Origin of the sequence: Acinetobacter sp. YH16042 (genome assembly GCF_013417245.1) — a bacterium.
In the GTDB taxonomy this organism is placed as follows: domain Bacteria; phylum Pseudomonadota; class Gammaproteobacteria; order Pseudomonadales; family Moraxellaceae; genus Acinetobacter; species Acinetobacter amyesii.
This window is the reverse complement of the sequence record NZ_VPEJ01000013.1, coordinates 1-25,481: the sequence shown is the minus strand read 5'-3', so window position 1 is coordinate 25,481 and position 25,481 is coordinate 1. Positions and strand designations below refer to the sequence as shown.

The window sequence follows — 25,481 nt, the reverse complement described above, 5'->3', positions numbered from 1 at the left end:
GCTTATGACGCAATACGATTGGTTGTCGTTTTCTGTTCGGCGGTATGCTGTTGTTTCGCCCACTGATTTAAAGTGCTTGGACTCACAGGATTTGCAATTGGATCTAAAAATACAGGTACTGGTCGTTCTGCTTCGTCGTTATAACTGGTGGTAAACAGCCGAACGCGGTTCAGACAAATTTTCTCGAAATTTGGACGGAACATACTGAATTTTTCAATACGATCTGCCAATTCAGGATGTGCTTGATGAAATTCGTCGATCACGGTGGAGATGGTTTGCCAAAACTCAAGTTCTGTATGCTCTGGATAATCTTCAAGGAAGACATTACAGATATAGCGGTAATGCACCATGAACAAACCTGTAAAGATAAAGTGACTAAGTTCTTCAGCAGGATGACGCAGTAAAATTTGCCCTTCAGGTGGTAAATTTTCGAGTTCTGGAAAATCTTCATCAACTAAATTGACATCATCAATAAAGTCCTTCAGCACCATTTTTTTCGGTAAACCATTTTCATGGATCAACATGGTGTTTTCACCGTGTGGAGAAAAAGCCAAACCATATTTGTATAAGCAAATCAGTAACGGTGTTACACAAACTTCGGCAAAACGCTTCAACCATTGCAAAGGCGTCAAACCTGAAGCCTGAATCAACACGGATAAAATAGACTGACCGTTTAGGTCTCGATGCAACAATGCTGCTTGGGAAAGCGCTAACTGATGTTCACCGATACAAGGCTCTACACTTTCACGCCATAAGCAACCAAACAATTCTTTAAATTGGTAAGGCGCACCGTCTATCTGATCAAAACACGGCTGTTGCAAAGTGAGACTTGCGACTTCGCCCAAAAACTCCACCTGAGTTTTTTGCAGGTCTACATCATGATGTTGAATGTCCTTCAGCCAAGCGGTCACCGCAGGTGCAGCTAAATTTCGTTTTGAAGGCAAACCTCGATATACCGCCGTATTAAAGATACTGACAGGTAACTTCACATAATGCCGTTCAGGATGACTGGTATTGCATAAGGTACGAATTGATTGCATTGGCACATAGTCATCTTGTCCAATGTCCAATTCAACAATGCGCTGATCAACGATTTCATTGGCATAGGTCGGGATTAACCACTGATGCCACTGCCACGCATGTACAGGAATAAAATAATACTCAGCAGCATCTACGGCTTTGTCCGCCAATTGCTGTTGAAAATCGTGTAATTGCGCAGAATTCAATTCATGGCGATATAAGCTTTTCGCATCCCAAGCCTCGGTCGAACGAAACTCAGCTAAATTACGATGAACAGCTAACCACAAGACTTTGACTGTTGGAGAAATCTCTGGTGCTGAGCTTAAATAATCATCATAGCCAAAGCCCATACGCCCCTTACTCATAATGAGCCATGGGTGTCCACGTAACATGCCTTCAATTTGATAGTGTGGCGCTGACAGCACAGCCTGACTCAGCAATCTTTGCTCATCAAAAACATGTGCTTCAGCCAACCATGTATTGTTCATTTCTTTAATCAAATAGGCCTTGGTAAAAGGTTTCACTTCAGCTTGATTTGAAAAGGCACGAATAAATTCATGTAGATTCCATGCGGGCTGTGCTGTCGAATCACCTAAATCTCGAACACTCCCTTCAACTATACGCCAATGCCCAAGCAGAAACTGAGTCGCTTCAAATTGATACGTTTTATCATCCAGATTGAGTTGCCAAGTGTTATTTTCCACTGGCTGAATTTGAATAATTTCTTCATATAAAAATTCAGCAATCGCCATTTCAATCAGTCTTTGCCCTGCACGGCGCCACTGCGTTTGATTTATCTGTAATTTTGCAAATGTCATTATAATTTCTCGAGTTTAACCGCATTCTGTTCTTGCTTATTCGGCATTGTTGTATTGCGGTTCATTGCATAGTTGGCAATGGTTTTTTTTACGGAAAATGGTCTTTGGATATTGGTTGGCGCTGATTTCTTTACAATGCCCATACTGTGCATTTCAGCATTTTCACTGGGTGAAAAATGTTGGAAACTTTGCGCTTGATCACCTAAATCGTATAAGTCAAAACCCAATAATTGATTGGCAATGATCGCTGCACGGTGAGCACCCAACCCTAAATCAGGAGTCCCGACACCGTGACTGTGCATTTCCTGATTTTGAACAAAGATCTCCCCAACAGCGTCATGCTGTACGCGGTAGTCCTGACTGATTTTCCAGCGACCGAATTCATCACATTGAATCAGTGGTTTTAGATATTTGAGATATTGCCACTCTGGACTGTGATATCCCGTTGAAGCCACGACAAAGTCCGCATCTAGATAGAATTGTTCTGCCGTGACTTTATGCTGAAACTGCAAACGGATGCCCGCACCATGAGGCTCGGCATCGACCAAACCCACCTGAGCATGTAAATGCGTCTGTTGAATATTTTGACCAATACTCCGGTGATATAGTTTTTGGTAAATATCACGGATGGTTTTTGCACTGATGCCCTTATATAACAAACCTTGTTGTTTCAGTTGTTCGGCTTTATTTTCAGGACTTAGTTGATAAAAGTGCGTAGTATAATCCGGACTAAAATGCTCTAAACCCAGCGGCGCATATTCCATCGGGAAAAAACCATTAGAACGGGTCAGCCAATGCAATTTAAACTGCGCTGTTGTCGTCTGATCCTGCAAATATTGACGATCAAACAGATCCATAAAGACTTCGGCCGAAGACTGGCCTGATCCCAGTACAACCACATTCCCTTTCATGTGATTTAACGCTGCATTGCAATAATTTGCAGAATGTAAGCAGCGCTCCGGATATTGCTGTTGTATGTCTTTTAGACACTGTGGTAAATGCGGAACATTACCCGAACCAATGACCAAATTTCGGCATTGATAACGTCTAAAACGTCCATCTTGCTCAACCATGACTTCAAAGCCTTGCTCTTGGGCATAAATGGTTTTTACGGTTGATTGATATTGAATATGCTCTAGTTGGTCTGCAACCCATTGACAATAATGGTTATATTCACGTCTAGGAATCTGAGCTTGTTCTAAAAAATAGAATTTGTATAAACGCTGCTGCGCCTTTAAGTAATTTAAAAAACTAAAAGGACTGGTTGGATCGACCATGGAAACCAGATCGGCCATAAACGGCACTTGCAGTACTGTATTGGGCAATTGCATACCCGCATGCCAGTCGAACTGTGGTTTCTTTTCAAAAAATTGATACTGCAAATGATTTTGCTTATGTAGCAAACTCGCCAAACTAAGGTTAAATGGCCCTAAGCCTATCCCAATAAAATCAAGCATATTGCACATCCTTCTGTTCCACACATAAAGGATTTGGCAACTGTACATAAACCGATTGCTGATCGACTGGGGCAATCAATTCATCCAGCTCATACAAGCGCGTCAACAGATTACCCTTATACGGCAAGGTCGGCTGATAAAGTAATGAATGAATCAATGAACTTTCTGGATATGCCCGATGTAAGTCCAACAGTTCATTTTGCAATATCGATATCAACACTTGCTCTGTGACATATCCAGTTGCACCAATTGCATTGATGATTCCAAATAAAGTATTGCCAAAGAAATAATAGCTAAAGCGCTCATCGACAAAGGCTTTTGAACCCACGGCATGCGCTTTTTCTTGCAACTCTGGAAACGCGCTTAAGATTTCACCTGCTAGTTCTTCAATATAGTAAAAGCCTTGATTGTCACGCAGCCATAGATATTTAGGCATTGCATGTTCCAGCTCAAGTAAGACATTTTGCTGATGTGATTCAAAAGCCATTCCGTATCGGTGATACAAATACATCAGTGGTTTTAGACTGATAGCTAAGAATTGTTTAAACCAATTGATCGCAATGGCGCTTTGATCAAGTTCAGGTTGTTGTTTTGCGATTTGTTCAAATAAGGCATTAAAACGGCTTATCGGCTGTGCAGGATGATCTTGGCACAATGATGCAATACAACTCACCTGCTGCTTTTCACTAAAAGGCTGATCACGGAAGATGCAAATAGTTTCATCGACGATTTCATCATCTATGCTCAATGCCATCCATGCAGGATCATTCACCGCTTTGAGCGTTGGGCATTGTTTTAAAATACGTTCACCAAGACTTGAATGCCAAAGTCGATGGGTCATTTCACCACGGTGGCATTCTTTGGCAAGGTTGACTCGGATTGAATTGGTGATCATTACAGATAGTGATGGTTTTAACATCCACGGCGCTGCAAAACTTGCCATAGTCCGTACCGAAGTTGTTGGGGAAAATGACCAAGCTTTCTCGCCAAAATCGATAATTTTTAATTTGGTTTTTAAGTTTTTAAACCATGCTTTTGACTGTAAATAGCGTGCTTGCCAAGGATGCAAAGGTAATAACTTATAATGCGAATAGGCATTGAGCAGTGCTTGATCTGTTTCTGATAAATGCCATTGCAATTCGCTTTTCAATTGCGTTGATACAGTTTGATCTAAAGCTGAACCTTCTTGAATATATTCTGGAGCAACCAACCAATAATGCAGTTGGCTGAGACCTTTGGCTTCTGGCGAATACCTTTCCCAATCTTCATGCACAAAACCAACCCGACTTTTCGGTGCAGGATGCATGCTGTGCCCTAAAATTAAGGCCTGTTCTGATTCAATGAAACTTTGTTCCGCTTGGACCAAGACCTCTAAATCATGTTCACGTAGTGTCAAAAATTGTGTAAGCGCTTCACGACTTTCGATCCAACGCTCTAATAATGATGAAGCATCCAGTATATGACCTGACTCTTGTACGAGCTGTTCAAGCAATAAACTCGCGATCGCGGTGATACTAAATGACAGTTTCTGTCCTTTATTAAAAACGTATGGGAGATCTGCAAGACGATGTCTACCAACAAGGCTGACATAAGATAGTGGTACAAATAACTGTGATTGAATGCAATCTAAAGGGATGCATAACAACGTCAAGCCTTGGCTAAACGTCAATTGTGATGAATTCTGTTGATACTTTTCCAGCAAAATACCTTTACCGGTTTCTTGTGAGTATGCATTGACAAGATGCTGCATCGCCAAGCGATTAGCAAGCTCTTTCATCTGACCATATCCTCTATTTTTAAGCTTTTCCAAGCTTTGTCATGTAATTATGTTTCTTTAACTGTGCAAGTCATGCTTAGTACGCTGGCCAGCGTGAAACTATGTTAATGATAATCATTATTGTTAATAATTGCATTTTTGTGAAGATTTGCTACAGGATTGCAAATTTGGTCTTATCTCTATGTATTTAAAAATTAATTTTTTTGATATGAACTTTTCTGTTTTTATTTATACAATTTTCTGAAATGGAACTAAATGATAATTTTCTCATTTAGCATAGAACAAATAAATCATGTTGCTTATTTTTTAGCCATATTATCACATTGTGCAACTTAAACTAAAAACCCATGTCTTTTACATGGGTTTTTATATTCTGCTTTGAACCAAGCTTTTATTTAAATCAAAGAACGAAATGTGCAGTTAAATTTTAATCATTGAAGACTTTACTGGCATCATACTGATCATGCATCTTTATTGACTATAAGCATGTATTTCATAACAAACACCTACTGATTTCTGATCCATATCTTCTATTCAGACTGGCTATACAGCATGAATGATGAATATGTACTCAAACGATTGGGTTGAAATCAATCAATTGATTTAACAACCCAATCCAAAAACTTGTGCTTATCAAAAAAGTCTGGCGCAGCATTCGCAAATACACTTTTTTCTCTGTTGTTAAATATTCCTTTGTAATAAAAAGACCTATCTGCGGTAAATTTTGACTCATCCCCTTCATGTAATTCTTTAAAGAAAATCGATAACTGCATAAATCGACTTTTAGACGCTAAACCATGTTTTTCTAATACAAAATTATAGATTTGCTCAATAATCGCTTTAGTATTTGAATAAGGCATTTTGTTGTCTCTTTATTAGATCGCTCTTTCAAATTACAGCTTTTAAATTAAAATACAACTGTTTTAGTCGGATTTTAAATACCTATTTTTATAGGTATTTTTTACGTTTAAATATAATTAAGCACTGTTAATGAATTAACCTCTAACATGAAGTTTTACTAAATTTTACTTCTGTAACTTCATGCATTTTCGTTATTCAAAGCTAAATCTGAAAACAACAAAAAAGCCCACATTACTTTGAGCTCTAATGTGCAACGCTTCTAAAGTCGGGAGTGTCACAAGTTTCCTTGCTAAACTGATCCGCAACGCTGGTTGCCAGCTTAATATTATTCTATCGTATATTTTATACAAAAAATCCACTTTTGGGACGAGCTTTTGAACTTAATGAATGAGTATCAATTCATCCACTATTGCAGATACCCTGTACAAGCTCAACTCTTATCGAAATTTTACAAAAACCAAAAAGAACTAACTAAATCTAACAGATAACATTCACTTTCTATTTTTTAATTTCGATATAAAAACGAGTCATACATAATGCAAGCCGTAATAACAATTGGCGATAAAACTACTCATGGCGGAATTGTAACCGAAGTAGATAATACTTTTGTTATCCAAGGAAAAGCCTCACATCTTCAGGGCATGAAACACTTCTGTCCTAAATGCAAAACAATAGTTACAGCAATAGCAAGCAATAACCTTGTTGTTATTAATGGCAAGGCCATGATAGTTGCAGGAGATAAAACTACCTGTGGTGCTACATTTTTACCTAGTCAAAATTTAGTTGGAAAACAAAATGGCGGAATTAATAGTTCAATATTAAGTTATAACTCTACTACATCTAACAACAGCTTTATGGATAGTCAACAAGTTTATACAGCCCAATTTGAATTTAAAAATGAAACTTCTAGAGATCCATTAAGTAATTATTTTTATATATTAACGCTCCCAAATGGTGAAAAGATTGAAAACTTTACTGGTAGTGATGGTAAAACATTAGTTCATGAGATCGGTTATGAACCATCTGAAGTGCAGATTGAAACCTTTGATTTATCAAAACCTATGAAACCATTTGAGTAAATTTTATGAGTGATACATTAGGACCAAATACTGATTCAGTTCCAGGAAATGCTAAAGCTTGGTCCGGCTTTCCTGATAAGGTTGAAAGCTGTTCGGTTAGACAACCATTTTGTTTATTAGAGTTTAATAGAAAGATAGTACAACCGTATAACTTTATGATGCCAAGTCATATGTGGGAACATGTATATAATACAAATAAATTAGAATATGCTTTAGCCATTCGTTTCGGATTAGAAAATGATGTCTCAGATGTTGAAAACTTAATATCCACTACTGGATACCACACTCGAATGTACGTCTTATTTCAGAAATATTTAAGAAAACACATTGTTAAAGAAGCAGCACTTATCGTTGCAGAGTTTAAGAGCAATGAGTTCAAAACTAGATTTGGTACAACGTTTGCTATTCAGGATTTAGTTGGTTTAAAAGGCACATTAGATGATCTTAATATAGGGGAAGTATTAGCTGGTGCTGCCAAACTACAGATGCTCAGAGGTGGTGAAAAGATCAACCGCAATATGTACAAAATGCTTTTTAACCAAGATTACAATCCTAAAATGTTAAAAGTTTTAGCTGAACAAGGAATTCACCCAGATGCGTAACAAAATTTTAAAGTTTATAAGTATTCTCATTTTTAGTAGTATTTTAACAACAGGATGTAAATCTTCACCGTCTCCTCAGCAAGAATTAGATATACAGGCAAACTTTTTCCCGTCTATGTTGAGAATTGATGGAAATCTCTTTGCCCTTGCTAATCAAACACCTCCTAACGATTTAACTATGGAATTATTTAAATCAACACTACTCAAAGCAACTATGCTGAGAAAATACGAAGTTGAAGCTAAAAATAATTTTAGTTTAGAAAAAAATAGAAATCCAATTGAGCTGAATTCAATGTGTTTGATGACTAAATTTCTTCTAAATAAATCATATATTCAAAAAGCTAATCTCAATCCTGAATTTTATGAAGATATTTATAGTTGGATTAAAACAAAGAATAGTTCTTGGGAAAACTTACTTAAAGAGACTAAACCCGGAGAGTTCGAGTATTCATGTGTGATTTCTCCTTCAAATATCCCTAATTAAGATGTGTCATCGAACTACAAAGCCGCTCAATGCGGCTTTTGTTATTTTAGTGGTTTGGGAATAGTGGATAATATTGTAAGTAACACCGTAAAATTCAATTGATTTTAGGGAATCATAAACTCCGTTTAGACATCTATCACATCAGCAAAGTTTGCACCCAAAACTTTTGCTAAATCTTCGGGTTTTAAACCAATGTCCAAACCACGCTTACCACCACTCACATAGATTTTAGCTAAGTTCTGTGCAGAAACATCGATCACAGTTTTTAAGCGTTTTTTCTGTCCAACTGGACTAATACCACCAACCAAATAACCGGTTAAACGCTCTGCATCTTTTGGGTCTGCCATTTTTAGTTTTTTACAGCCAAATGCTGTGGCCACTTTTTTCAAATTCAGCTGAAACTCCACAGGCAATACGGCAACAAAGTAATTTTTATCGTCCGTAACCATCAAGGTTTTAAACACTTCTTCGACGGTTAAACCAAGTTTTTCCGCAGCTTCTAAACCAAAACTTTTTGCTTCTGGGTCATGATCATATTCATGAATTGTAAAGTCGATTTTATTAGATTTTAAGAGTTTACATGCAGGTGTCATTGCTTTTTCGTCATTCCATTCGGACAACTAGGAAAACTCGATTATAAGCCTATTCTAGAAAGACCGGCGAACACTTTTATATTTTTCATGAACATGACTTGTGCAATAAGTTTGAGTTGAATACATTTAAACAAAGCAAAAATTTCAAAAAAATATGACAACGCTGACTCAAGACCTCATCCAATTATTAACTGTAGTGCCCAAAGATCAGGGCTACTTTTTGGCACAGAGCAAACCTCTGTTTGGTGACCATATTTTTGGTGGACAATTACTTGCTCAGAGTATAATCAGTGCATCCTATACCTGCACGCTCCCACTTCACTCTTTACATGCCAACTTTATTTCTGCGGGTCATGCAAATCAGCCCGTCTTATTTAAAGTCGAAAATTTACGTGATAGCCATAGTTTTTCTACACGACAAGTGACCGCCATACAGCATGGCAAACCAATATATGGTGATGTTGTCCTATATGAATAACGAAACGGGTATGGAGTATCAAATACCTGAACCAGATCTGATCCCACAGTTTCCACCAATTATGCTCAAAGAAGAGCAATTCTATAAATCGCAAATCCAATCATCTATTTCACCTGAATATCTATCCACATTTTTACAGCCTTTTCAGCTTATATCTAAACCAATTGAATACGTGCTGACAGATTTGCCACCGTCCGGTCAAACTTCTGTCTTAAATCAAAATCAATATGCAGAATATTTAAAACTCCATGATGCCTTGGATGCACAATTTGACCAACTTCATATACATCAGGCCATTGCAGCATACTATTCAGACTATAATTTATATTCTGTGGCGCTCAAAACACATGGTTTAAATTATCTGTCTCCTGAACTCATCGCAACTAGTCTTGATCATTCGATGTATTATCATCATGCCTTTCGGGTGGATGATTGGGTTTTCTATGACATGAATACCACCCGAACCTCCCAATCACGTGGGCTTAGTCATGGACAAATGTGGCAAGATGGAAAATTAGTCGCAAGTACTACACAAGAAAACTTAATGCGTTATACAGGCGAATCTTGAGGCCTGTGACAATCTTTAACATTCAAATTCTTGTTAAGTTAAGCATCAATCGTATAAAATTCATGCAAATCATACCGCTATAACAATAATATGCCTTCGATCTACCAGCTTAAGCCTGCATTTCAAAACCTGCTTCGACCTTTGGTTAAATCACTTCATCATCTTGGTATTACAGCAAATCAAGTAACACTACTGGCAATGTTCATTTCGCTAGCTGTGGCATTTTTTATTTATATCTATTTTTCTCACAACGGTATTGGCATTTTACTGTTGATTTTCCCCGTGTGGATGCTTATTCGAATGGGCTTCAATGCCATAGATGGCATGCTGGCACGTGAGTTCAACCAACAATCCAAACTCGGTGCTTTTTATAATGAATTATGTGATGTGATTTCCGACTCAGCACTCTATTTTAGTTTAATTTGTTTTGCTTTTATTCAAGCTGAATTACTTATTTTAACCTGTTTTCTCGCCATACTTGCCGAATATACCGGTGTGATGGCGCCATTAGTGGGGCAAGAACGTCGTTACGATGGTCCAATGGGAAAAAGTGACCGCGCTTTTGTATTTAGCATCATCTGCGTCATCATCGTGACCTCTTCTATATTGAATGTTGGCTTAAATACATTGTCTCTTATCTGCAATAGTATTTTGATTATTACCATCTTTTTATTATTTATTACGATTTATAACCGCATTAAAAATAGCATTATCAACCCACAATAAATTTCAGTTTAGATCGTCAGTCGATTCATTATTTTGAGAACAACACAATGTATAACAATACTCAGCATACCTTTACGAGCCATGATGGAACATCCTTGTTTTATCAACATTGGGAAAATAGCAGTTTAAAAAGCAACCGTAAGAAAAAAGCGGTGATCTTATTTCATCGTGGCCATGAACATTCGGGACGAATGGCGCATTTGGTCAATGAATTGAATTTGCCTGATTTTGATTTTTTCGCTTGGGATGCGCGAGGTCACGGTAATACTCCTGGTGAACGAGGAGATGCACCGAGCTTTTCTGCATGCGTTCAAGACATTCAATATTTTGTTCAGCATATAGAACAAAATTACCAAATTCGATCAGAAAATATAGCAATTGTAGCTCAAAGCGTTGGCGCTGTTTTAGCCGCGACATGGGTGCATGATTATGCCCCTAAAATTCGTGCTTTATGCCTTGCCTCGCCTGCATTTGACATCAAACTCTATGTGCCTTTTGCAAAACCCGGCTTAACACTCCTCAACAAATTCGCCGGCAACTTTTTTATCAATAGTTATGTCAAAGCCAAAATGTTGACGCACGATACTGCACGTGCGCAAAGTTATGAAACAGACCCGCAGATCGCTCGGGCCATATCAGTCCGGATGCTGCTGGGTCTATATGCAGCGTCAGATCGAATCGTTAAAGATGCACAAAATATTTTTGTTCCTACTCAAGTCTTATGTTCAGGATCTGACTACGTGGTGCATCAAAAACCGCAATTGGCGTTTTATCAAAAACTCCCTCATCCATTGAAGGAATTTCACGTCTTAGATGGTTTTTATCATGATACTTTGGGTGAAAAACATCGCAAAATCGCCACAGATAAAATCCATCGCTTTATTCAACAATGTTTTAAACAACCCTATTCCGCACCTAAACTTTTAGATGCCGATAAAATTGGCCCGAGCTGTGCTGTAGCAGAAACCTTAAGTTCAACGCTTCCAAAGCATTCTTTAAAACATGCATTTTGGAGCTTAACCAAACAAAATCTTAAAATTGGTAGTCTCTTTTCCAAGGGTTTAAAAATTGGTGAAGAGACAGGATATGACTCCGGCAGTACCTTAGATTTTGTCTACAGAGATAAATCAGAAAGCCAAAATGCTCTTGGTAACATCATCGATCGACAATATTTAAATGCGATTGGTTGGCGTGGTATTCGCGTTAGAAAACAAAATATTGAAGCACTATTAACGAAATATGCTTCTAAGTTACATGATGCCCAACACGCAGTACGGATTATGGATATTGCAGCAGGTCATGGCCGTTATATTTTAGATGCTGTACAAAAACTGCCTGAGCATCCTGAATCCATCCTGCTTAGAGACTACAGCTCGATCAATGTACAAGCAGGTCAAGTAATGATTGAGCAAAGAGGTTTAAGCCAGATTGCCAAATTTGTAGAAGCGGATGCCTTTGATACCACATCACTAGCCAGTGTTGAACCTAAACCGACTTTAGCCGTGGTCTCAGGTTTATACGAATTATTTAGTGATAATGATTTACTTAGACAGTCCTTATCAGGCTTAAGTCAAGCCATTGAGAAAGATGGTTATCTCATCTACACAGGTCAAATTTGGCATCCGCAACAAGAATTTATCGCCCGTGCCCTGACCTCACATCGCCAAGGAGATGCATGGGTGATGCGTTTACGCTCACAAGCAGAAATGGATACATTAGTTGAGCAAGCTGGTTTCAAAAAAATCGATCAAGTTATTGATGAGTTTGGTATTTTCACCGTTTCCGTTGCACAAAAAATTTAAGCTTGGACGGTCAATCTTATGCATAAACTGGATACTGAAAAAGGAACTTGGAAATACGGCCTACTGTGTTTGGCATTTCTGGCACCTTTTTTCTTCTTAAGTTATGGTTTTGCCAATCAATACGCTGCGGGCTTAGCTTCCGTACCTGTTATCGTCTTTGAATGGGAAAAATATATTCCACTTTGGCCATGGAGTATTGTGCCTTATTGGTCGATTGATCTGTTCTATGGTTTGTCTTTATTACTTTGTTGGAATAAGTTTGAATTAAAACAACATGTCCTGCGACTATTTTCGGCACAAATCCTTTCAATCAGCTGCTTTTTAATTTTCCCGCTACGTTTTAGCTTTGAACGCCCCGAACTCACAGGTTTTTTCGGCCTATGGTTTGATGTCTTGATGGGCTTTGATAAACCCTTCAATCAAGCACCTTCCCTGCACATTGTACTACTGGTGATACTTTGGGATTTCTACCGTCGGCATAGCACAGGCAAGCTGAAATATCTGGTAGATGGTTGGTCCTTTTTGATCGGTCTCTCGGTTCTAACCACTTGGCAGCACCATTTTATAGATATCCCAACAGGTTTATTAGTCGGTGCCTTATGTTTATGGTTATTCCCGATGGCCAGTCCTGCACCATGGGCTCAAAACAGCCTGAGTCGGCTAAGCTTAAAGCACATTAAAATCGGCATCCTTTATCTATTTGCTGCCTTATTTTGTGGCGCAATCGCACATGCAAAAGGTTGGTGGCTTTGGCTGCTCTATCCTGCAAGCAGTCTGCTTTTAGTTTCGTTTGCATATTTATTCAATCGACCCCATTTTTTTCAAAAACTCAGTCATGGTGATATGACAATTGCTGCAAAAATGCTATTCACGCCCTACTTTGTATTTGCTTGGATCAATAGCCGAATCTGGACCTATCGCCATCCTGAAGATTCTAAAATCATCAAAATCAATCAGAGTTATATTTATTTAGGTCGCTATCCGTCCAAACAGGTCATGCAACAATATGATGCTTTACTCGATTGTTGCGCAGAATTACCCACTTATCCAAAGTGCTCCTATGCTCAACACTTGAGTTTAGACCTAATTCCTTTACAGGCCAATCAGCTGCATCATGCTGTAGAGTCTTTAGAACTATTCTTGAAATCTAATAACAATGATGAAGCACAAAACATCTTGGTCTTCTGTGCTTTGGGATATTCACGAAGTAGTGCTGTAGTTGCCGCATTATTATTGAAACAACATCCTGAATATTCAGTCGAAGATGTTTTACGGATTATTCGCCATAACCGTCCGTGGGTCGTGCTTAAAGCACCGCAAATAAAACATTTAAATACTTATCGTTTAAAACTTAAAGGACTTGCACCATGAATTTACAACTTGTGGTGCTGTCAAAGTTGTTGCAATCCACCACTGGATTGCTCATCTCAGCTTATGTGGCAGCGATCCTCACGCTCTGGCTCATTATCCAGTTTGGTAATGTGATGCTATTCGATTTGCTATATTTATTAATTTGTCTAGTTTTGCTCGGAATACAACATTATTTAAGCCTGAGAATCAAATTTGATTCGGCACTTTTAGCCACTGTCGCTGAATACAGCCAAACCCAAAGCCTAGAACAAACCACCAAAGAGCTGGACTTAAGTTTAATTAACCTAAAATTAATGCCTACAAATAAATGTGGTCGCGCATGGGAGCTGCGTGAATTAGGTTGTCTGGCTTTATTTAAATGGCAGATCTTTGTGCTTTGCTTGCAATACATCGCATTCCTCTGCATATTTTTACTGTATAAATAATTCACAATAATTTGAAGCTATGCCAACTCCATTAGACACTTCAAGGAATGCTCACTCACCAATGAAAGGTAATTTTTTAAGCCGTTCAATTGCTCGCTATATTGCCTTTCTCACTCGTCGTGGTGCGCGGCTGCTCACGGGCGCGCGGAGTCTATGGGTCGGGTGTAAACCTGTAATGAAGCAGCGTATTTATTATGCAAATCATAATAGCCATATCGACTTTATTTTGCTTTGGTCATCACTACCGACAGATCTCAGACGGAATACGCGTCCTGTAGCGGCTTCGGATTATTGGCTAAAAGATGGCTTTCGACGTTTTCTCATTCAAGATACGTTTACTGGCGTCACTATTCAGCGAAATCGAGAGCAAAATCAAGATCCATTAGAACCGATCAAAACCGTATTAGCACAAGGTGACTCGATTATTTTCTTTCCTGAAGGCACTCGGAATTTAAATGATGACGTTGAAATATTAGAGTTTAAAAGCGGTTTATTCCATCTCAAAAATCAATTTCCTGATGTTGAAATCGTACCAGTGTGGATCTCTAATTTAAAACGTGTCATGCCTAAAGGCGCGCTTATACCATTGCCATTATTATCTACCGTTATTTTTGGCAAACCTTTAGAAGCCCATAATGAACACAGTAAAACTGAGTTTTTAAACTACGCTCAGGAAGAATTACTCAAATTAAAAGCATTGGAGTATCAATAATGGAATTCACCAATGCGCAAATGACTTATGTATTGTTTGGTATCTTTGCGATTATTTTGATTATTGCCTCAACCATTGGCTCAATACTAAAATTTAAAGCGGGTTATGCACCTGCACCGGTCATCGACAATTTAAATGCGCGGATCAATGCATGGTGGGTCATGTTGTTGGTACTTGGTGTAGCAATTTCATTAGGTAAAATCGCCTTTGTGATCCTGTTTGCATTGATTTCACTCTTTGCTTTACGTGAATTTATCAGTTTACTGCCGACCCGTCGCGGTGATTATCTTCCTTTGCTGATCGCTTTTTATTTTGTCATCCCTTACCAGTATTACTTGGTGTATATCGACTGGTACGGGCTATATTCTATTTTTATTCCGCTGTATGTGTTTCTTCTTATCCCTATCGCTACACTCAAAGCTGAAGATACCACGCGATTTTTAGAACGCAGTTCAAAAATTCAATGGGGTTTAATGATCAGCGTATTCTGTATTTCGCATGTGCCTGCGCTATTAAATCTCAAACTTCCCGGATTTGAAGGTGAAAAAATTTGGCTAGCGATCTGGCTGATCATGGTGGTACAAGCCTCCGATGTCTTACAATATGTCTGTGGCAAGCTATTTGGAAAACACAAAGTCGCACCGATACTTTCACCGTCTAAAACCGTTGAGGGGTTAATCGGCGGCATCGCTTTAGCCACTGCACTAGGCGTGGCTATGTCATGGCTTACACCCTTTAGCTATCTACAGGCTGCATGTATTGGTTTTATTGTTTGTATATTCGGTTTCTTTGGTGGTCTTGTCATGTCGGCCATTAAACGCGATCGTGGTGTAAAAGATTGGGGACAGCTCATCCAAGGCCATGGTGGCATGCTCGACCGAATTGATTCAATCTGCTTTTCTGCACCGATTTTTTCCACATTTTGCGCTATTGGTGGTCTTAAGAAGTGACTAAGATTCAAATAGAAAATTTGGGATTTTAAATGATGTTACGCATGTAGAATTGATTTCACATTTAAAAATGATTTTTAAGTCTATGCGATGGTGTCTTACACCTAAGGATTGAATAAAGGTATTAGCCTTCGGCTGGAGATACTCTTACGAAACGTTGTTTCTCATTCGGCAAAATGAGAAGCGAAGCTTCGCAAGGAAACCATCTTGCGGTGAATGCACCTCACAGACAAAACTCTTTCACTAGCGTCAAATTATTCAAAGTATCGCAGAAACATTTTTGATTACAATTAGTCCTGTCTCAAACAGTTGCGGATGATGTTACCGTGTATCGTTCTTTTATTTGAATCAACGTGCGCTTCTGATGTTACTGCGTAACTTCAGTTAATAATACGCACAATAAAAAAATCCCAAGCAAACAATCTTGGGACACTTCTCATCAGGTATTCGATTTAAACGTCTGAAACTGCAAACTTTTTAAAAAGTCTTGCACGACGTTTAGGATGAATATTGGCTTTAGTTAAATCACCTTGATAGTGATCATAGACACGTTTATCCATCATCTTAAACCAAATAGAGGGTACTAAAGCAGGAATTAGCATAGTGGCATAGCCGCTAGGCAACTCTGGGGCTTCATCAAAATGTCTTAATGCCTGAAATGGACGAGTCGGATAAGCATGATGGTCTGAATGTCGTTGTAATTGATACAAAAATAGATTGGTCACAATATTATTGTTATTCCAACTATGTTCAGGCATGGTACGCGCATAGCTTCCATCCGCTTTTTGCTCACGTTTCAGGCCATAATGTTCAATATAATTAATAATTTCAAAAAGGCTGATTCCATAAAAGGCCTGTGTAACTAAATACGGTGTCACGCCTTTACCAAACATTTTCAGCATCGCGGTATGAAAACCAGCACTCATCGCCCAACCATGAAACAGCTCATTGTCCTTCGAAAAGAAACTTAAACCTTTACGTTTTAAGCGTTGTTTCTCAATCTGCACCGCCGATTTAATTCCACCAAATACAGTGCGTGGCCAAAACTCATAAAAGGTTTCGCCCATTTTTGAGGATGCAGGATCTTCAGGCGTTGCCGCACGTTTATGGTGTCCATAAGGATGTTCAATGCGGAAATGGCTATAACCCAAAGGTGCGAGAGTCGCATGTGCCCAATAATGGTCTTTTTTATGTGGTCGATGGCAAAGTTCATGTGCTGTATTTACACCGACGCCATTGATGGCACCCATCGAAATCCCAAGTAGAACTTGATCTAATAATGAAACATCTTTACGGGTAACCACATAGCCTGCAAAAGCGTTCGCTGCCATTTGCAGTGGAATAAATAATTTGACGATCCGATCATAATAGGGATCATTCACTAAAACTTTGATGTCATCATCTGTCGGGTTATTGGCATCATCACCGATCAGTGCATCCAGTGCAGGAATAATGACATGCAGTAGAAGCGGCCCACCCATGGCAAATAGTTTTTTTGTCGGTTTTGGACCAAAATGATAACCCGCCAAAATCCCCATACCAATGACTGGTAAACCTGGACTCAATAGCCAACCATAACGTTTTTTATCTAAAACACTACCGATTTTGCTTTCTAACTGAGCGAGCTGCTGTTCATTTAATTTTACTGGTGCATTCATGCGCTAGACTTCCCTAATTACTTCTTCTGTGTTTATATTCGTAAAATATGGGCAGCCAGAACAGTTTTAAGCGTCCAAAAAAACTATGCTATCGTCTTTGGCATTTAAGGATAAATGTTGACCTTTAAGCACATAATGACCATCTATAAATAGAAAATTAATATGAGTAAATATTTGAAATATGGATGCTTTAAGTAAAATTTTTGATGATATTCATCTCCACCGATCTGAATATATTTATTTGAGATCAAAGCATCCTTGGGCTTTTCATTTTCAAGATCACAATGCCATGGTTGCGTATGTAGTGATTCAAGGTCAGTGTGTTGTACATATAGATCAAGAGCAGGTCTTACTCGAAGCTGGCGATCTTTGCCTTATTCCCTCAGGGCAAAACCACCACTGCAAATCTATACAGTCTGATGTCTTGGTCGAATCAATAAACATCACGCCACTGTTTCAAGAGCAACGAAATAAAACCATTGAATTAAATTCTGCCGAATCTCATGAAGCAGAAGAATTATTTGTACTAGCGATCCGTGGACATGTCGACAGCATTATGGCAAAGCCTTTAGTGAATGCCCTCCCCACGCTGTTACATACACCACATATCATGAGCAGTACCGCACCGGAATGGTTGCAAATTGGCTTACATTTTCTGGCCGTTGAAGCGCATCAGATCCGTCCAGGCCGTGACAAAATTTTGGATCATTTGGTGAGTATTTTATTTATCGAATGTGTGCGTGATTATATTGCAGCCTTGTCAGATTCAAGCAGTTGGTTGCATGCCTTGAGTCATCCCGAATTATCCAACGCTTTGGCCGCGATTCATGAACAACCGCAGCATGCTTGGACCGTCGAAAGTTTGGCAGAACAATGTTGTATGTCGCGTTCTAAATTTGCCAGTTTATTTACTCAAATGCTCGGTGAATCACCACTCGCCTATTTGCAGCAACATCGTTTGCGACTGGCAACACAGCACTTACAAATGGGGCAACTCACTATTCAGCAAATTGCCCATCGTATAGGTTACTCATCTGAAACGGCATTTAGCCAAACTTTTAAAAAGTTTTATGATCTCACACCGAGCCAGTATCGACAGCAGCATCAGCTCGCAAAAACTGAGTCATCTTAAAGGTTTAATCTAAAAGCTTTAAAATCGCTTCCACAGGGTTTTCACTGTTACCTGAAAGCAGTTGTTTATGCATGGTGATGTGCTGCATCACTTGAATTTGCGATGTTTCAACATCCATCAAGCTTTCAATTTCTGCTGCTAATTTTTCAGGTGTTGCATCATGCTGAATAAGTTCCTGAATCACTTTTTTTCCCGCAATAATATTTGGCAATGAATAATACGGAATTTTGATTAGTAATTTCACCACATGATAGGTCAGCCAATTTAACTTATAAAAGGTCACCATTGGACGATGTAAAAGCATCGCTTCTAAAGTCGCTGTACCCGATGCCAAAGCAACAATATTGGATGCGTTCATCACCTGACGGCCAATTTTAGACTCAGTATCTGTGTTTTCCATCAAGCGAACTTTGGCTTGTAATGCTTCAGGGTACTGCTTGAGCAACACTTCGATTTGCTGTTTACGTGCATCATTGATTGCAGGAATCAGGAACACATAGTCTGGATGCTGCTCCGTCAAAATCTGTGCGGCAGATAGCACCAAAGGCCCTAAGCGCTCAATTTCACCGCGACGGCTGCCCGGAAGTAATGCAATGTGTTTTTGATGCTCATCTAAGCCTAACTCGTGTTTAGCCGCAACGAGTGGATTATCTAAAGGCAACTGACTTGCCAATGGGTGTCCGACAAATGCAGCCGGAACTTGCCATTTTTGGAAAAACGCTTTTTCAAATGGAAATAAGCAAAGGACTAAATCGATACTCGCCTTGATGCCATGTACACGGCCTTGTCGCCATGCCCACACAGAAGGGCTGACATATTGCACTGTTTTAATTGGTAGCTGTTTTTGCTTTAAGCTCTTAGATAAACGCAAATTAAAATCCGGTGCATCTATCCCTACAAAAACATCGACAGGGTTTTCAGTCCATTTTTCAACCAGACCATCACGTACAGCAAAGAGTTTTTTAATATCTTTTAAGACTTCAACAATCCCCATCACCGATAAAATATCCATCGGATAATAGCTGTTAAAGCCTTCTGCAATCATTTGCGGACCACCAATGCCTTCAAATTCCGCATCAATCCCTTGCTCTCGAAAACTACGGATAAGCTTGGCGCCTAATGTATCCCCCGATACTTCCCCAACCACGATGCCAATTTTAAGTTTCCGATTTTGCAAAAGTCTGTCCTTTTAACTCAATTTTCTTTAGCTATAGATTCTATACGAGTCCTTCGCAAAGTTAATAGATTTCCTAAAAAAAGCTGCACGTCTTTAATTCACCATCTTAGAAATATTCATCACTGCTATTTAGCTGCTGATTAAAATTTTTCCGCCAATGGTTCGGATTTGTGCCGTATTTATTCTTAAACATTTTACGAAATAGCACTGCGGTATTAAAACCAGAGGCTTCCGCAAGTTTATCAACTGAATAATCTGTCAATTCGAGCAATTCAGCCGCATATCGCAGTCTTTCATTATTTAACCATGTGACAATTGGTAGCCCTGTCGCATGGTTAAAATGTCTAGTTAGTGTCCTTCTACCCATATTCGAATAATGGCGAAACCTTATCTTTTTAAGGAGTATAGATTTTGCAGGAATGGACTTTAAGTTCACAGTCGCATATATCGATAAATAACTAATTAAAGACTAGGAAAATAAACCTACGGTGCGTTTTAGACATTGGATATCTATTTTCAGATCGTCACTCCTTTATATTCTTAATACATGATTTCACTGCAGCATAATCTCCATTTGAACTATCAACCAGTTGAGAAAGCCGAAATCAATAACTTAGCTTATATAAAATTTATTAATTTCCAAATTAAATTATTCTTTATCTATTTTTTTCACAAGTAAATCACTAATCGAGACAACGACTTATATTAATTAGTCATAAGATATGCACGTTTTTTGATATTTGGCATTCAGCGATGGTCGGTCCTTTAGAGTTCATTCTGGCAGGTGTAATTGTAGGTTTCTGCGTAGGTATTACCGGTGTTGGTGGTGGTTCATTGATGACCCCGATCCTGATTAGCCTATATAAAATTGAACCCCACATTGCGATCGGTACAGATCTACTGTATGCCGCAATTTCAAAATTTTGTGGTTCTTTAGTCCATGCCCGTAAAATGAATATCGTTTGGACCATTGTCATTTGGCTTGCAGTCGGCAGTATCCCTGCGTCATTTGCGACCCATTGGGTACTGGAAAACTATCTCAGCCAATCGACACATTACAAAACCGTCTTAACCATGTTTTTAGGTTTTATGCTGACGATTACAGGGATCTCAATTATTTTCCGTGGTCATATCGAAAAATTCTTTAATAAATTTCGAAAAACTGATCAGTTGGATGATATGAGTGCTGATCTGGAGCGTATCAATTTCCAAGCTAAAAATAAGCGTGCATATATCATCATCATGGGGATTATTTTAGGCGTATTCGTTACTCTATCGTCTGTTGGTGCAGGTGCCTTCGGTATTATGGCTTTGGTGCTTATGTTCCCGAACTTACCGATGATTCGTATTATCGGCTCTGACGTCGTACATGCCGTGCTTCTTACACTGGTTGCAGGCTTGGGTCATATGAGCTCAGGTAATGTCGATTTTCATTTATTGGGTTGGTTATTGGTGGGTTCTATTCCAGCGATTGTTGTCGGAACTTTGATCAGCTCACGTTTACCTGAAAAAGTTATTCGTAAAGTCTTAGGCATTACCTTGTTTGTTTTAGGCATGAATTTCATCATTAATCCAGTAAAATCAAAACCTGTCGAAAAACCAACAACTGCAATGTTGATCGCACCGACGGTGAATAGTCAGCAGGTTTAAATTAACTGCCCGATTCATCACTTTTTTTTCAGAGACTTATTGATCTTTTTTATAACATTTGAATGCTAAATTCATGTTATATTCGGCTCACGAAACAACCTTTTGTATAATCAAACCAGTGACGGCAATGAATACTTTACAGTCAAATTCTATTACCCAAAACGACATTGATGACGTGAATGTAAAAAGCATTCAGCCTCTTGTTACTCCTGCAGAACTAAAAAAAGAGCTACCTCTGACTGAAACTGCCTATCAAACAGTCCTTAAGGGCCGTGAAACTGTACGTAATATTTTAGATGGAAATGACAAACGTCTTTTTGTTGTCATTGGTCCATGTTCAATTCACGACACAGTCGCTGCACATGATTATGCTGACCGTTTAAAAGTTTTAAGTGACAAAATCCAAGATACAATTTATGTCGTGATGCGTGTGTATTTTGAAAAACCACGTACCACTGTTGGTTGGAAAGGTCTAATTAATGACCCAGACATGAACGATTCTTTCAACATCGAAAAAGGCTTACGTATTGGTCGTAAACTTTTACTTGAATTGAATGAAAAAGGTTTGCCTTGTGCAACTGAAGCACTCGATCCAAACTCACCACAGTACTACCAAGATCTTATCTCTTGGTCAGCGATTGGTGCGCGTACCACTGAAAGCCAAACACATCGTGAAATGTCTTCTGGCCTTTCTTCACCAGTTGGCTTTAAAAATGGTACAGATGGCGGTTTAACCGTTGCGACCAATGCCATGCAATCTGTTAAACATGGTCATAGCTTCTTGGGCTTAAGCGACCAAGGTCAAGTTTCAGTTATTCGTACCAGTGGTAACCCTTATGCACACGTTGTACTTCGTGGCGGTAACGGTAAACCAAACTACGACGCAGGTTCTGTTGCAGATGCCGAAGCGGCATTAGCCAAAGCAAAAGTTAGTGGCAAAATCATGATTGATACCAGTCATGCAAACTCAAACAAAGACCCGTACCTACAACCCCTTGTTCTGAAAAATATTACTGAACAAATCCTTGACGGAAACAAGTCAATCGTGGGTATTATGGTAGAAAGTCACTTAAAAGGTGGTCGTCAGGATATTCCTGCCAACCTCTGTGACCTCGAATATGGTAAATCAGTGACTGATGGCTGTATCGATTGGGATACGACTGAAAAAGTCTTGTTAGAGATGCATGAAGCACTTAAAGACGTGTTACCGACACGCTAAGTGAATGAAAAACGCCATCTTCAAGATGGCGTTTTACTTTGAAGGATTATTTGTCAGATGAATGAAATCGAAAATGCGTTAAGTCACATTGAAAACTTCCAATATATACATGAACACTTATTAACGTCAGGACAACCATCTCCTTCTGAGCTTCAAACGATCAAAGAATATGGTGTTTCAACAGTTATCAATTTAGCATTGACCGATGCATCCAATCATATCGAGCATGAAGACCGCATTTGCCTAGATCTAGGCCTGAACTACATTCAAGTTCCGATCTCTTGGGATACCCCTTCAGATGATCAATGCCTTTTAGTACTCGATATGATTGACCATTTGATTCAAGGTCAAACGGTTTGGCTACACTGTGCGAAAAACTTCCGTGTCAGCAGTTTGATGTATTTATATCGTCAATACTATATGGATGTTGATATGCCAAAGGCTCAAGAATTTATGCATCAAATTTGGGAACCTAATGAAACATGGACAGGTTTAATCCATGCGGTTGCCTTACAACTTCAAGGCCGTAAAGCAACTCAAGATTTACAACATGCACTGATCCATCCAGATCATTTTGCGTGAGAAATCAGTACTGTTGCAGTAGAAAGAATACCTTCTTGGCGACCAGTAAACCCTAATTTTTCGGTGGTGGTCGCTTTGATGCTAATTTGTGTAACTTCAACATCCATAACATTTGCGATACTTTGACGCATTTCTAAATTATGTTTTGCTAGTTTAGGGCGCTCACAAGCCACGGTAATATCAGCATTATTAAGTACATATCCACGATCTAAAATCATTTGGTAGACGTGTTTTAAAAGTACTCGACTATCGGCACCTTTAAATTTTGGATCTGTATCTGGAAAATGCTGACCAATATCTCCAAGTGCCAAAGCTCCTAATAATGCATCACAAAGCGCATGCAATACCACATCACCATCTGAATGTGCTTTGAGTCCATGTGTGTGTGGAATTTGAACACCAGCAAGCGTTACAAAATCACCTTCTTCAAATGCATGCACATCCATGCCCTGACCGATACGAATTTGAGCTATCATGCTTGAGTTCCTTGAGAAAATAATGATTGAAATCTTGTATTCACGCTTTCTATTTCGCTATAGTGTGGGCAAGCGCAACATAGTGAAAGTATAAGCGATCATGCTGTTGAAAACTGAAATAAATATCATCAAAAAATTCGGACTGGTTCTGCTAATAGGTTCTGGCCTAGCGACGTTTACGCATGCAGAAAAGATAGACTGTGATCATGCCAATACTCAGGCAAAAAAAAATTACTGTTCTAACGGTTTTGAAGAACAACGTGAAAAGCTAGATGGGCTTTTTTTAACAGCGCAGTTGATTACCGATGCCCCAATACGCTTACTGATAGATACGCAAAAATTATGGTATAGCCGAGTTCAGCAATGCAAAAACTTGGAGTGTTTTAAACAACAATTCGAGCTTCGCTATGAAGATTTGAATATCTACACCTCGATGAACCAAAGTTTAACGCAGCATTATCTGAAATTTGAAAATGGTCATTTTGCGACATCACCTGTACATTTAAAGGTACATCAACTAGGCAAAGACAGCATCAAAATTGAAGGCATTGCCTATCGTAATCCTAACAATCGAGTCGAAACACAAACCATCCCATTTTTAGCTTACACAACACCCGAACAAAAAAATCAAATCACCGATAATGAACACGACTGCAAATATCAGTTCAATTACAGTAAAGCCTTACTCTCAGTAAAAACTGAACAAAAAGGCTGTGAACGTTTTGCAGGGATTTATCGTTTATATGATTAAGATCAAATTCGAATGACTTAGAAAAATACAAAAAAGCCTCAACATTGAGGCTTTTTTGATGTCTAAAATATGTCAGTTAAATCGGATGTGTTTGCTGCACTTGCTGGCTAATCATTGCAGCTGTTGCCGCAGACAAGGTCCATCCAAGGTGACCATGCCCTGTATTATAGAAAATATGATCTCGCTTACCTGCATGTACTACAGGCATCATATTGGGCATCATTGGTCGTAAACCCGCCCATGGCACCACATGTTCTGTTGATAGATTAAAGTTACGATTCGACCAATCAATTAAGGGCTGAATGCGATCTGCACGAATGTCTCGGTTATAGCCATTAAACTCTGCCGTGCCTGCAACACGTAGTCGATTTGCACCTAAGCGTGAAGTCACAATTTTGGCACTTTCATCCAACAGACTCACCCAAGGCGCATTGGTCTGACTTTGTTCATCATTTAAGTTTATGGTAATTGAATATCCTTTGACTGGATAGACATTTACACGGTCACCGAGTTTATGCGCAAGTTCATAACTGCCTACACCACCACAGACCACCACAGCATCTGCCTCAAGTAAGGTATTTGCATCAGGATGTTCCATATTTTCATCACTGGCTTTTAACTGAACATTGACACCTTTTGCATGATGTTCAAAGTCAGTCACCTCAAAACCCCACATATATTTCACATCAAAGCGTTCTGTTGCTTTAGCAAGCTGCGTCGTAAATTTGTGGATGTCGCCCGTGGCATCAGAGATGGATCCGGAAATTTGAACAACTCCTATAAGTGATACTCTGCTCCTCAAATGATGTTATAAACATCAATATATGGAGTATTTTATGGCACGTAGACCAAGAAGAAATCATTCAAACGACTTTAAGGCTAAGGTAGCACTTGCTGCGATCAAAGCAGAAAAAACACTTGCTGAATTGAGTTCTGAGTTTGATGTTCATCAAAACCAAATTATTGACTGGAAAAATCAATTGATCTCAGCTTCCTCACAAGCTTTCGATCAATCAAAAGCTCCATCAGAACCTCCCATTGATCTTAAAAAGTTACATGCAAAAATCGGTGAGCAGGCATTAGAAATTGATTTTTTAGAAGGTGTGTTGAAGA

Annotated in this window: 25 protein-coding genes and 2 pseudogenes; 17 read left to right on the top strand and 10 right to left on the bottom strand. The window is 39.0% G+C overall.

Going from position 1 to position 25,481, the window contains the following annotated elements; translation table 11 throughout:
• Positions 1-2: 2 nt before the first annotated feature.
• The 4 genes from FTV37_RS10440 to FTV37_RS10425 all read right to left on the bottom strand — a co-directional run bounded on the left by FTV37_RS10440 (position 3) and on the right by FTV37_RS10425 (position 5,932).
• Entirely contained in the window at positions 3-1,838 is a 1,836-nt protein-coding gene (locus tag FTV37_RS10440) for an IucA/IucC family siderophore biosynthesis protein (protein WP_180063803.1), read from the bottom strand.
• Complete coding sequence (locus tag FTV37_RS10435) at positions 1,838-3,295, bottom strand: lysine N(6)-hydroxylase/L-ornithine N(5)-oxygenase family protein (protein WP_180063802.1); 1,458 nt, start codon at positions 3,293-3,295, stop codon at positions 1,838-1,840. Before FTV37_RS10435 ends, FTV37_RS10440 begins: the two co-directional genes overlap by 1 nt.
• Positions 3,288-5,072: an IucA/IucC family siderophore biosynthesis protein gene (locus FTV37_RS10430; RefSeq protein ID WP_180063801.1), complete on the bottom strand. Its 1,785-nt coding sequence runs from the start codon at positions 5,070-5,072 to the stop codon at positions 3,288-3,290. The genes FTV37_RS10435 and FTV37_RS10430 overlap by 8 nt, the downstream gene beginning before the upstream one ends.
• Before the next feature lie 590 nt (positions 5,073-5,662).
• On the bottom strand, positions 5,663-5,932 hold the full coding sequence (locus FTV37_RS10425; protein WP_168378663.1) for a hypothetical protein: 270 nt from the start codon (positions 5,930-5,932) through the stop codon (positions 5,663-5,665).
• A gap of 537 nt (positions 5,933-6,469) precedes the next feature.
• Here FTV37_RS10425 and FTV37_RS10420 point away from each other — a divergent pair.
• Genes FTV37_RS10420 through FTV37_RS10410 form a run of 3 tightly spaced genes read left to right on the top strand, consistent with a single transcriptional unit; the run spans position 6,470 to position 8,098 of the window.
• Complete coding sequence (locus tag FTV37_RS10420) at positions 6,470-7,012, top strand: PAAR domain-containing protein (RefSeq protein WP_171525891.1); 543 nt, start codon at positions 6,470-6,472, stop codon at positions 7,010-7,012.
• A gap of 5 nt (positions 7,013-7,017) precedes the next feature.
• Positions 7,018-7,614 (top strand): hypothetical protein, encoded by a 597-nt coding sequence (locus FTV37_RS10415; RefSeq protein ID WP_168378664.1) that lies wholly within the window; start codon positions 7,018-7,020, stop codon positions 7,612-7,614.
• On the top strand, positions 7,607-8,098 hold the full coding sequence (locus FTV37_RS10410) for a hypothetical protein (protein WP_168378665.1): 492 nt from the start codon (positions 7,607-7,609) through the stop codon (positions 8,096-8,098). Before FTV37_RS10415 ends, FTV37_RS10410 begins: the two co-directional genes overlap by 8 nt.
• A gap of 125 nt (positions 8,099-8,223) precedes the next feature.
• Here the strand turns inward: FTV37_RS10410 and ybaK are convergent, their stop codons facing one another.
• Complete coding sequence (gene ybaK, locus FTV37_RS10405) at positions 8,224-8,691, bottom strand: Cys-tRNA(Pro) deacylase (RefSeq protein ID WP_168378703.1); 468 nt, start codon at positions 8,689-8,691, stop codon at positions 8,224-8,226.
• Between the two features lie 154 nt (positions 8,692-8,845).
• Between ybaK and FTV37_RS10400 the strand changes: the two genes are divergently transcribed.
• From FTV37_RS10400 to FTV37_RS10365, 8 genes and pseudogenes are all read left to right on the top strand, one after another.
• Positions 8,846-9,169, top strand: coding sequence for an acyl-CoA thioesterase II (locus FTV37_RS10400; protein ID WP_180011871.1), 324 nt, complete (start codon positions 8,846-8,848; stop codon positions 9,167-9,169).
• On the top strand, positions 9,129-9,737 hold the full coding sequence (locus tag FTV37_RS10395) for an acyl-CoA thioesterase domain-containing protein (RefSeq protein WP_180063800.1): 609 nt from the start codon (positions 9,129-9,131) through the stop codon (positions 9,735-9,737). The genes FTV37_RS10400 and FTV37_RS10395 overlap by 41 nt, the downstream gene beginning before the upstream one ends.
• Positions 9,738-9,827: 90 nt before the next feature.
• On the top strand, positions 9,828-10,463 hold the full coding sequence (locus FTV37_RS10390; RefSeq protein WP_168378667.1) for a CDP-alcohol phosphatidyltransferase family protein: 636 nt from the start codon (positions 9,828-9,830) through the stop codon (positions 10,461-10,463).
• 47 nt (positions 10,464-10,510) lie between these two features.
• Positions 10,511-12,265, top strand: coding sequence for a bifunctional alpha/beta hydrolase/class I SAM-dependent methyltransferase (locus tag FTV37_RS10385; RefSeq protein WP_180063799.1), 1,755 nt, complete (start codon positions 10,511-10,513; stop codon positions 12,263-12,265).
• 18 nt (positions 12,266-12,283) lie between these two features.
• Entirely contained in the window at positions 12,284-13,636 is a 1,353-nt protein-coding gene (locus FTV37_RS10380; protein WP_180063798.1) for a phosphatase PAP2 family protein, read from the top strand.
• The gene (locus tag FTV37_RS10375; RefSeq protein WP_180063797.1) at positions 13,633-14,061 is read left to right on the top strand and encodes a hypothetical protein; all 429 of its coding nucleotides are present in this window, start codon (positions 13,633-13,635) and stop codon (positions 14,059-14,061) included. The genes FTV37_RS10380 and FTV37_RS10375 overlap by 4 nt, the downstream gene beginning before the upstream one ends.
• A 61-nt stretch (positions 14,062-14,122) precedes the next feature.
• On the top strand, positions 14,123-14,773 hold the full coding sequence (locus tag FTV37_RS10370; RefSeq protein WP_180063796.1) for a 1-acyl-sn-glycerol-3-phosphate acyltransferase: 651 nt from the start codon (positions 14,123-14,125) through the stop codon (positions 14,771-14,773).
• Positions 14,773-15,716, top strand: a pseudogene (locus FTV37_RS10365) (phosphatidate cytidylyltransferase). The gene FTV37_RS10370 and the pseudogene FTV37_RS10365 overlap by 1 nt, the downstream one beginning before the upstream one ends.
• A 459-nt stretch (positions 15,717-16,175) precedes the next feature.
• Here FTV37_RS10365 and FTV37_RS10360 read toward each other — a convergent pair.
• Positions 16,176-17,381, bottom strand: a complete 1,206-nt coding sequence (locus tag FTV37_RS10360) for an alkane 1-monooxygenase (RefSeq protein WP_180063795.1) — start codon at positions 17,379-17,381, stop codon at positions 16,176-16,178.
• Positions 17,382-17,562: 181 nt separating this feature from the next.
• On the opposite strand from FTV37_RS10360, the gene FTV37_RS10355 reads away from it, so the two are divergent.
• Positions 17,563-18,513, top strand: coding sequence for an AraC family transcriptional regulator (locus FTV37_RS10355; protein ID WP_180063794.1), 951 nt, complete (start codon positions 17,563-17,565; stop codon positions 18,511-18,513).
• 4 nt (positions 18,514-18,517) lie between these two features.
• On the opposite strand, the gene lpxB is transcribed toward FTV37_RS10355, so the two are convergent.
• Both lpxB and FTV37_RS10345 read right to left on the bottom strand, forming a co-directional pair.
• Entirely contained in the window at positions 18,518-19,690 is a 1,173-nt protein-coding gene (lpxB, locus tag FTV37_RS10350; RefSeq protein ID WP_180063793.1) for a lipid-A-disaccharide synthase, read from the bottom strand.
• Between the two features lie 106 nt (positions 19,691-19,796).
• A complete protein-coding gene (locus FTV37_RS10345; RefSeq protein WP_180063792.1) occupies positions 19,797-20,057 on the bottom strand; it encodes a helix-turn-helix domain-containing protein in 261 nt (86 codons plus the stop codon).
• A 386-nt stretch (positions 20,058-20,443) separates the two neighbouring features.
• On the opposite strand from FTV37_RS10345, the gene FTV37_RS10340 reads away from it, so the two are divergent.
• The 3 genes from FTV37_RS10340 (at position 20,444) to FTV37_RS10330 (ending at position 23,141) form a co-directional block, all read left to right on the top strand.
• Positions 20,444-21,340 (top strand): sulfite exporter TauE/SafE family protein, encoded by an 897-nt coding sequence (locus FTV37_RS10340; protein WP_078193863.1) that lies wholly within the window; start codon positions 20,444-20,446, stop codon positions 21,338-21,340.
• Between the two features lie 127 nt (positions 21,341-21,467).
• A complete protein-coding gene (locus FTV37_RS10335; protein WP_143221612.1) occupies positions 21,468-22,559 on the top strand; it encodes a 3-deoxy-7-phosphoheptulonate synthase in 1,092 nt (363 codons plus the stop codon).
• Positions 22,560-22,616: 57 nt separating this feature from the next.
• Positions 22,617-23,141 carry a protein tyrosine phosphatase family protein gene (locus FTV37_RS10330; RefSeq protein ID WP_180063791.1) on the top strand — a complete coding sequence of 175 codons (525 nt, stop codon included), beginning with the start codon at positions 22,617-22,619 and terminating at the stop codon, positions 23,139-23,141.
• Here the strand turns inward: FTV37_RS10330 and ispF are convergent.
• The gene (ispF, locus tag FTV37_RS10325) at positions 23,129-23,617 is read right to left on the bottom strand and encodes a 2-C-methyl-D-erythritol 2,4-cyclodiphosphate synthase (protein ID WP_078193864.1); all 489 of its coding nucleotides are present in this window, start codon (positions 23,615-23,617) and stop codon (positions 23,129-23,131) included. The genes FTV37_RS10330 and ispF overlap by 13 nt on opposite strands.
• 100 nt (positions 23,618-23,717) lie before the next feature.
• Here ispF and FTV37_RS10320 point away from each other — a divergent pair, with 100 nt between their 5' ends.
• Entirely contained in the window at positions 23,718-24,368 is a 651-nt protein-coding gene (locus FTV37_RS10320; RefSeq protein WP_180063790.1) for a hypothetical protein, read from the top strand.
• A 76-nt stretch (positions 24,369-24,444) separates the two neighbouring features.
• Here FTV37_RS10320 and FTV37_RS10315 read toward each other — a convergent pair.
• Positions 24,445-25,116, bottom strand: a pseudogene (locus FTV37_RS10315) (FAD-dependent oxidoreductase); the annotation flags it as partial.
• Positions 25,117-25,204: 88 nt separating this feature from the next.
• On the opposite strand from FTV37_RS10315, the gene FTV37_RS10310 reads away from it, so the two are divergent.
• Positions 25,205-25,481: transposase (locus FTV37_RS10310; protein ID WP_373683574.1), on the top strand; the 277-nt coding region annotated here is incomplete at its 3' end.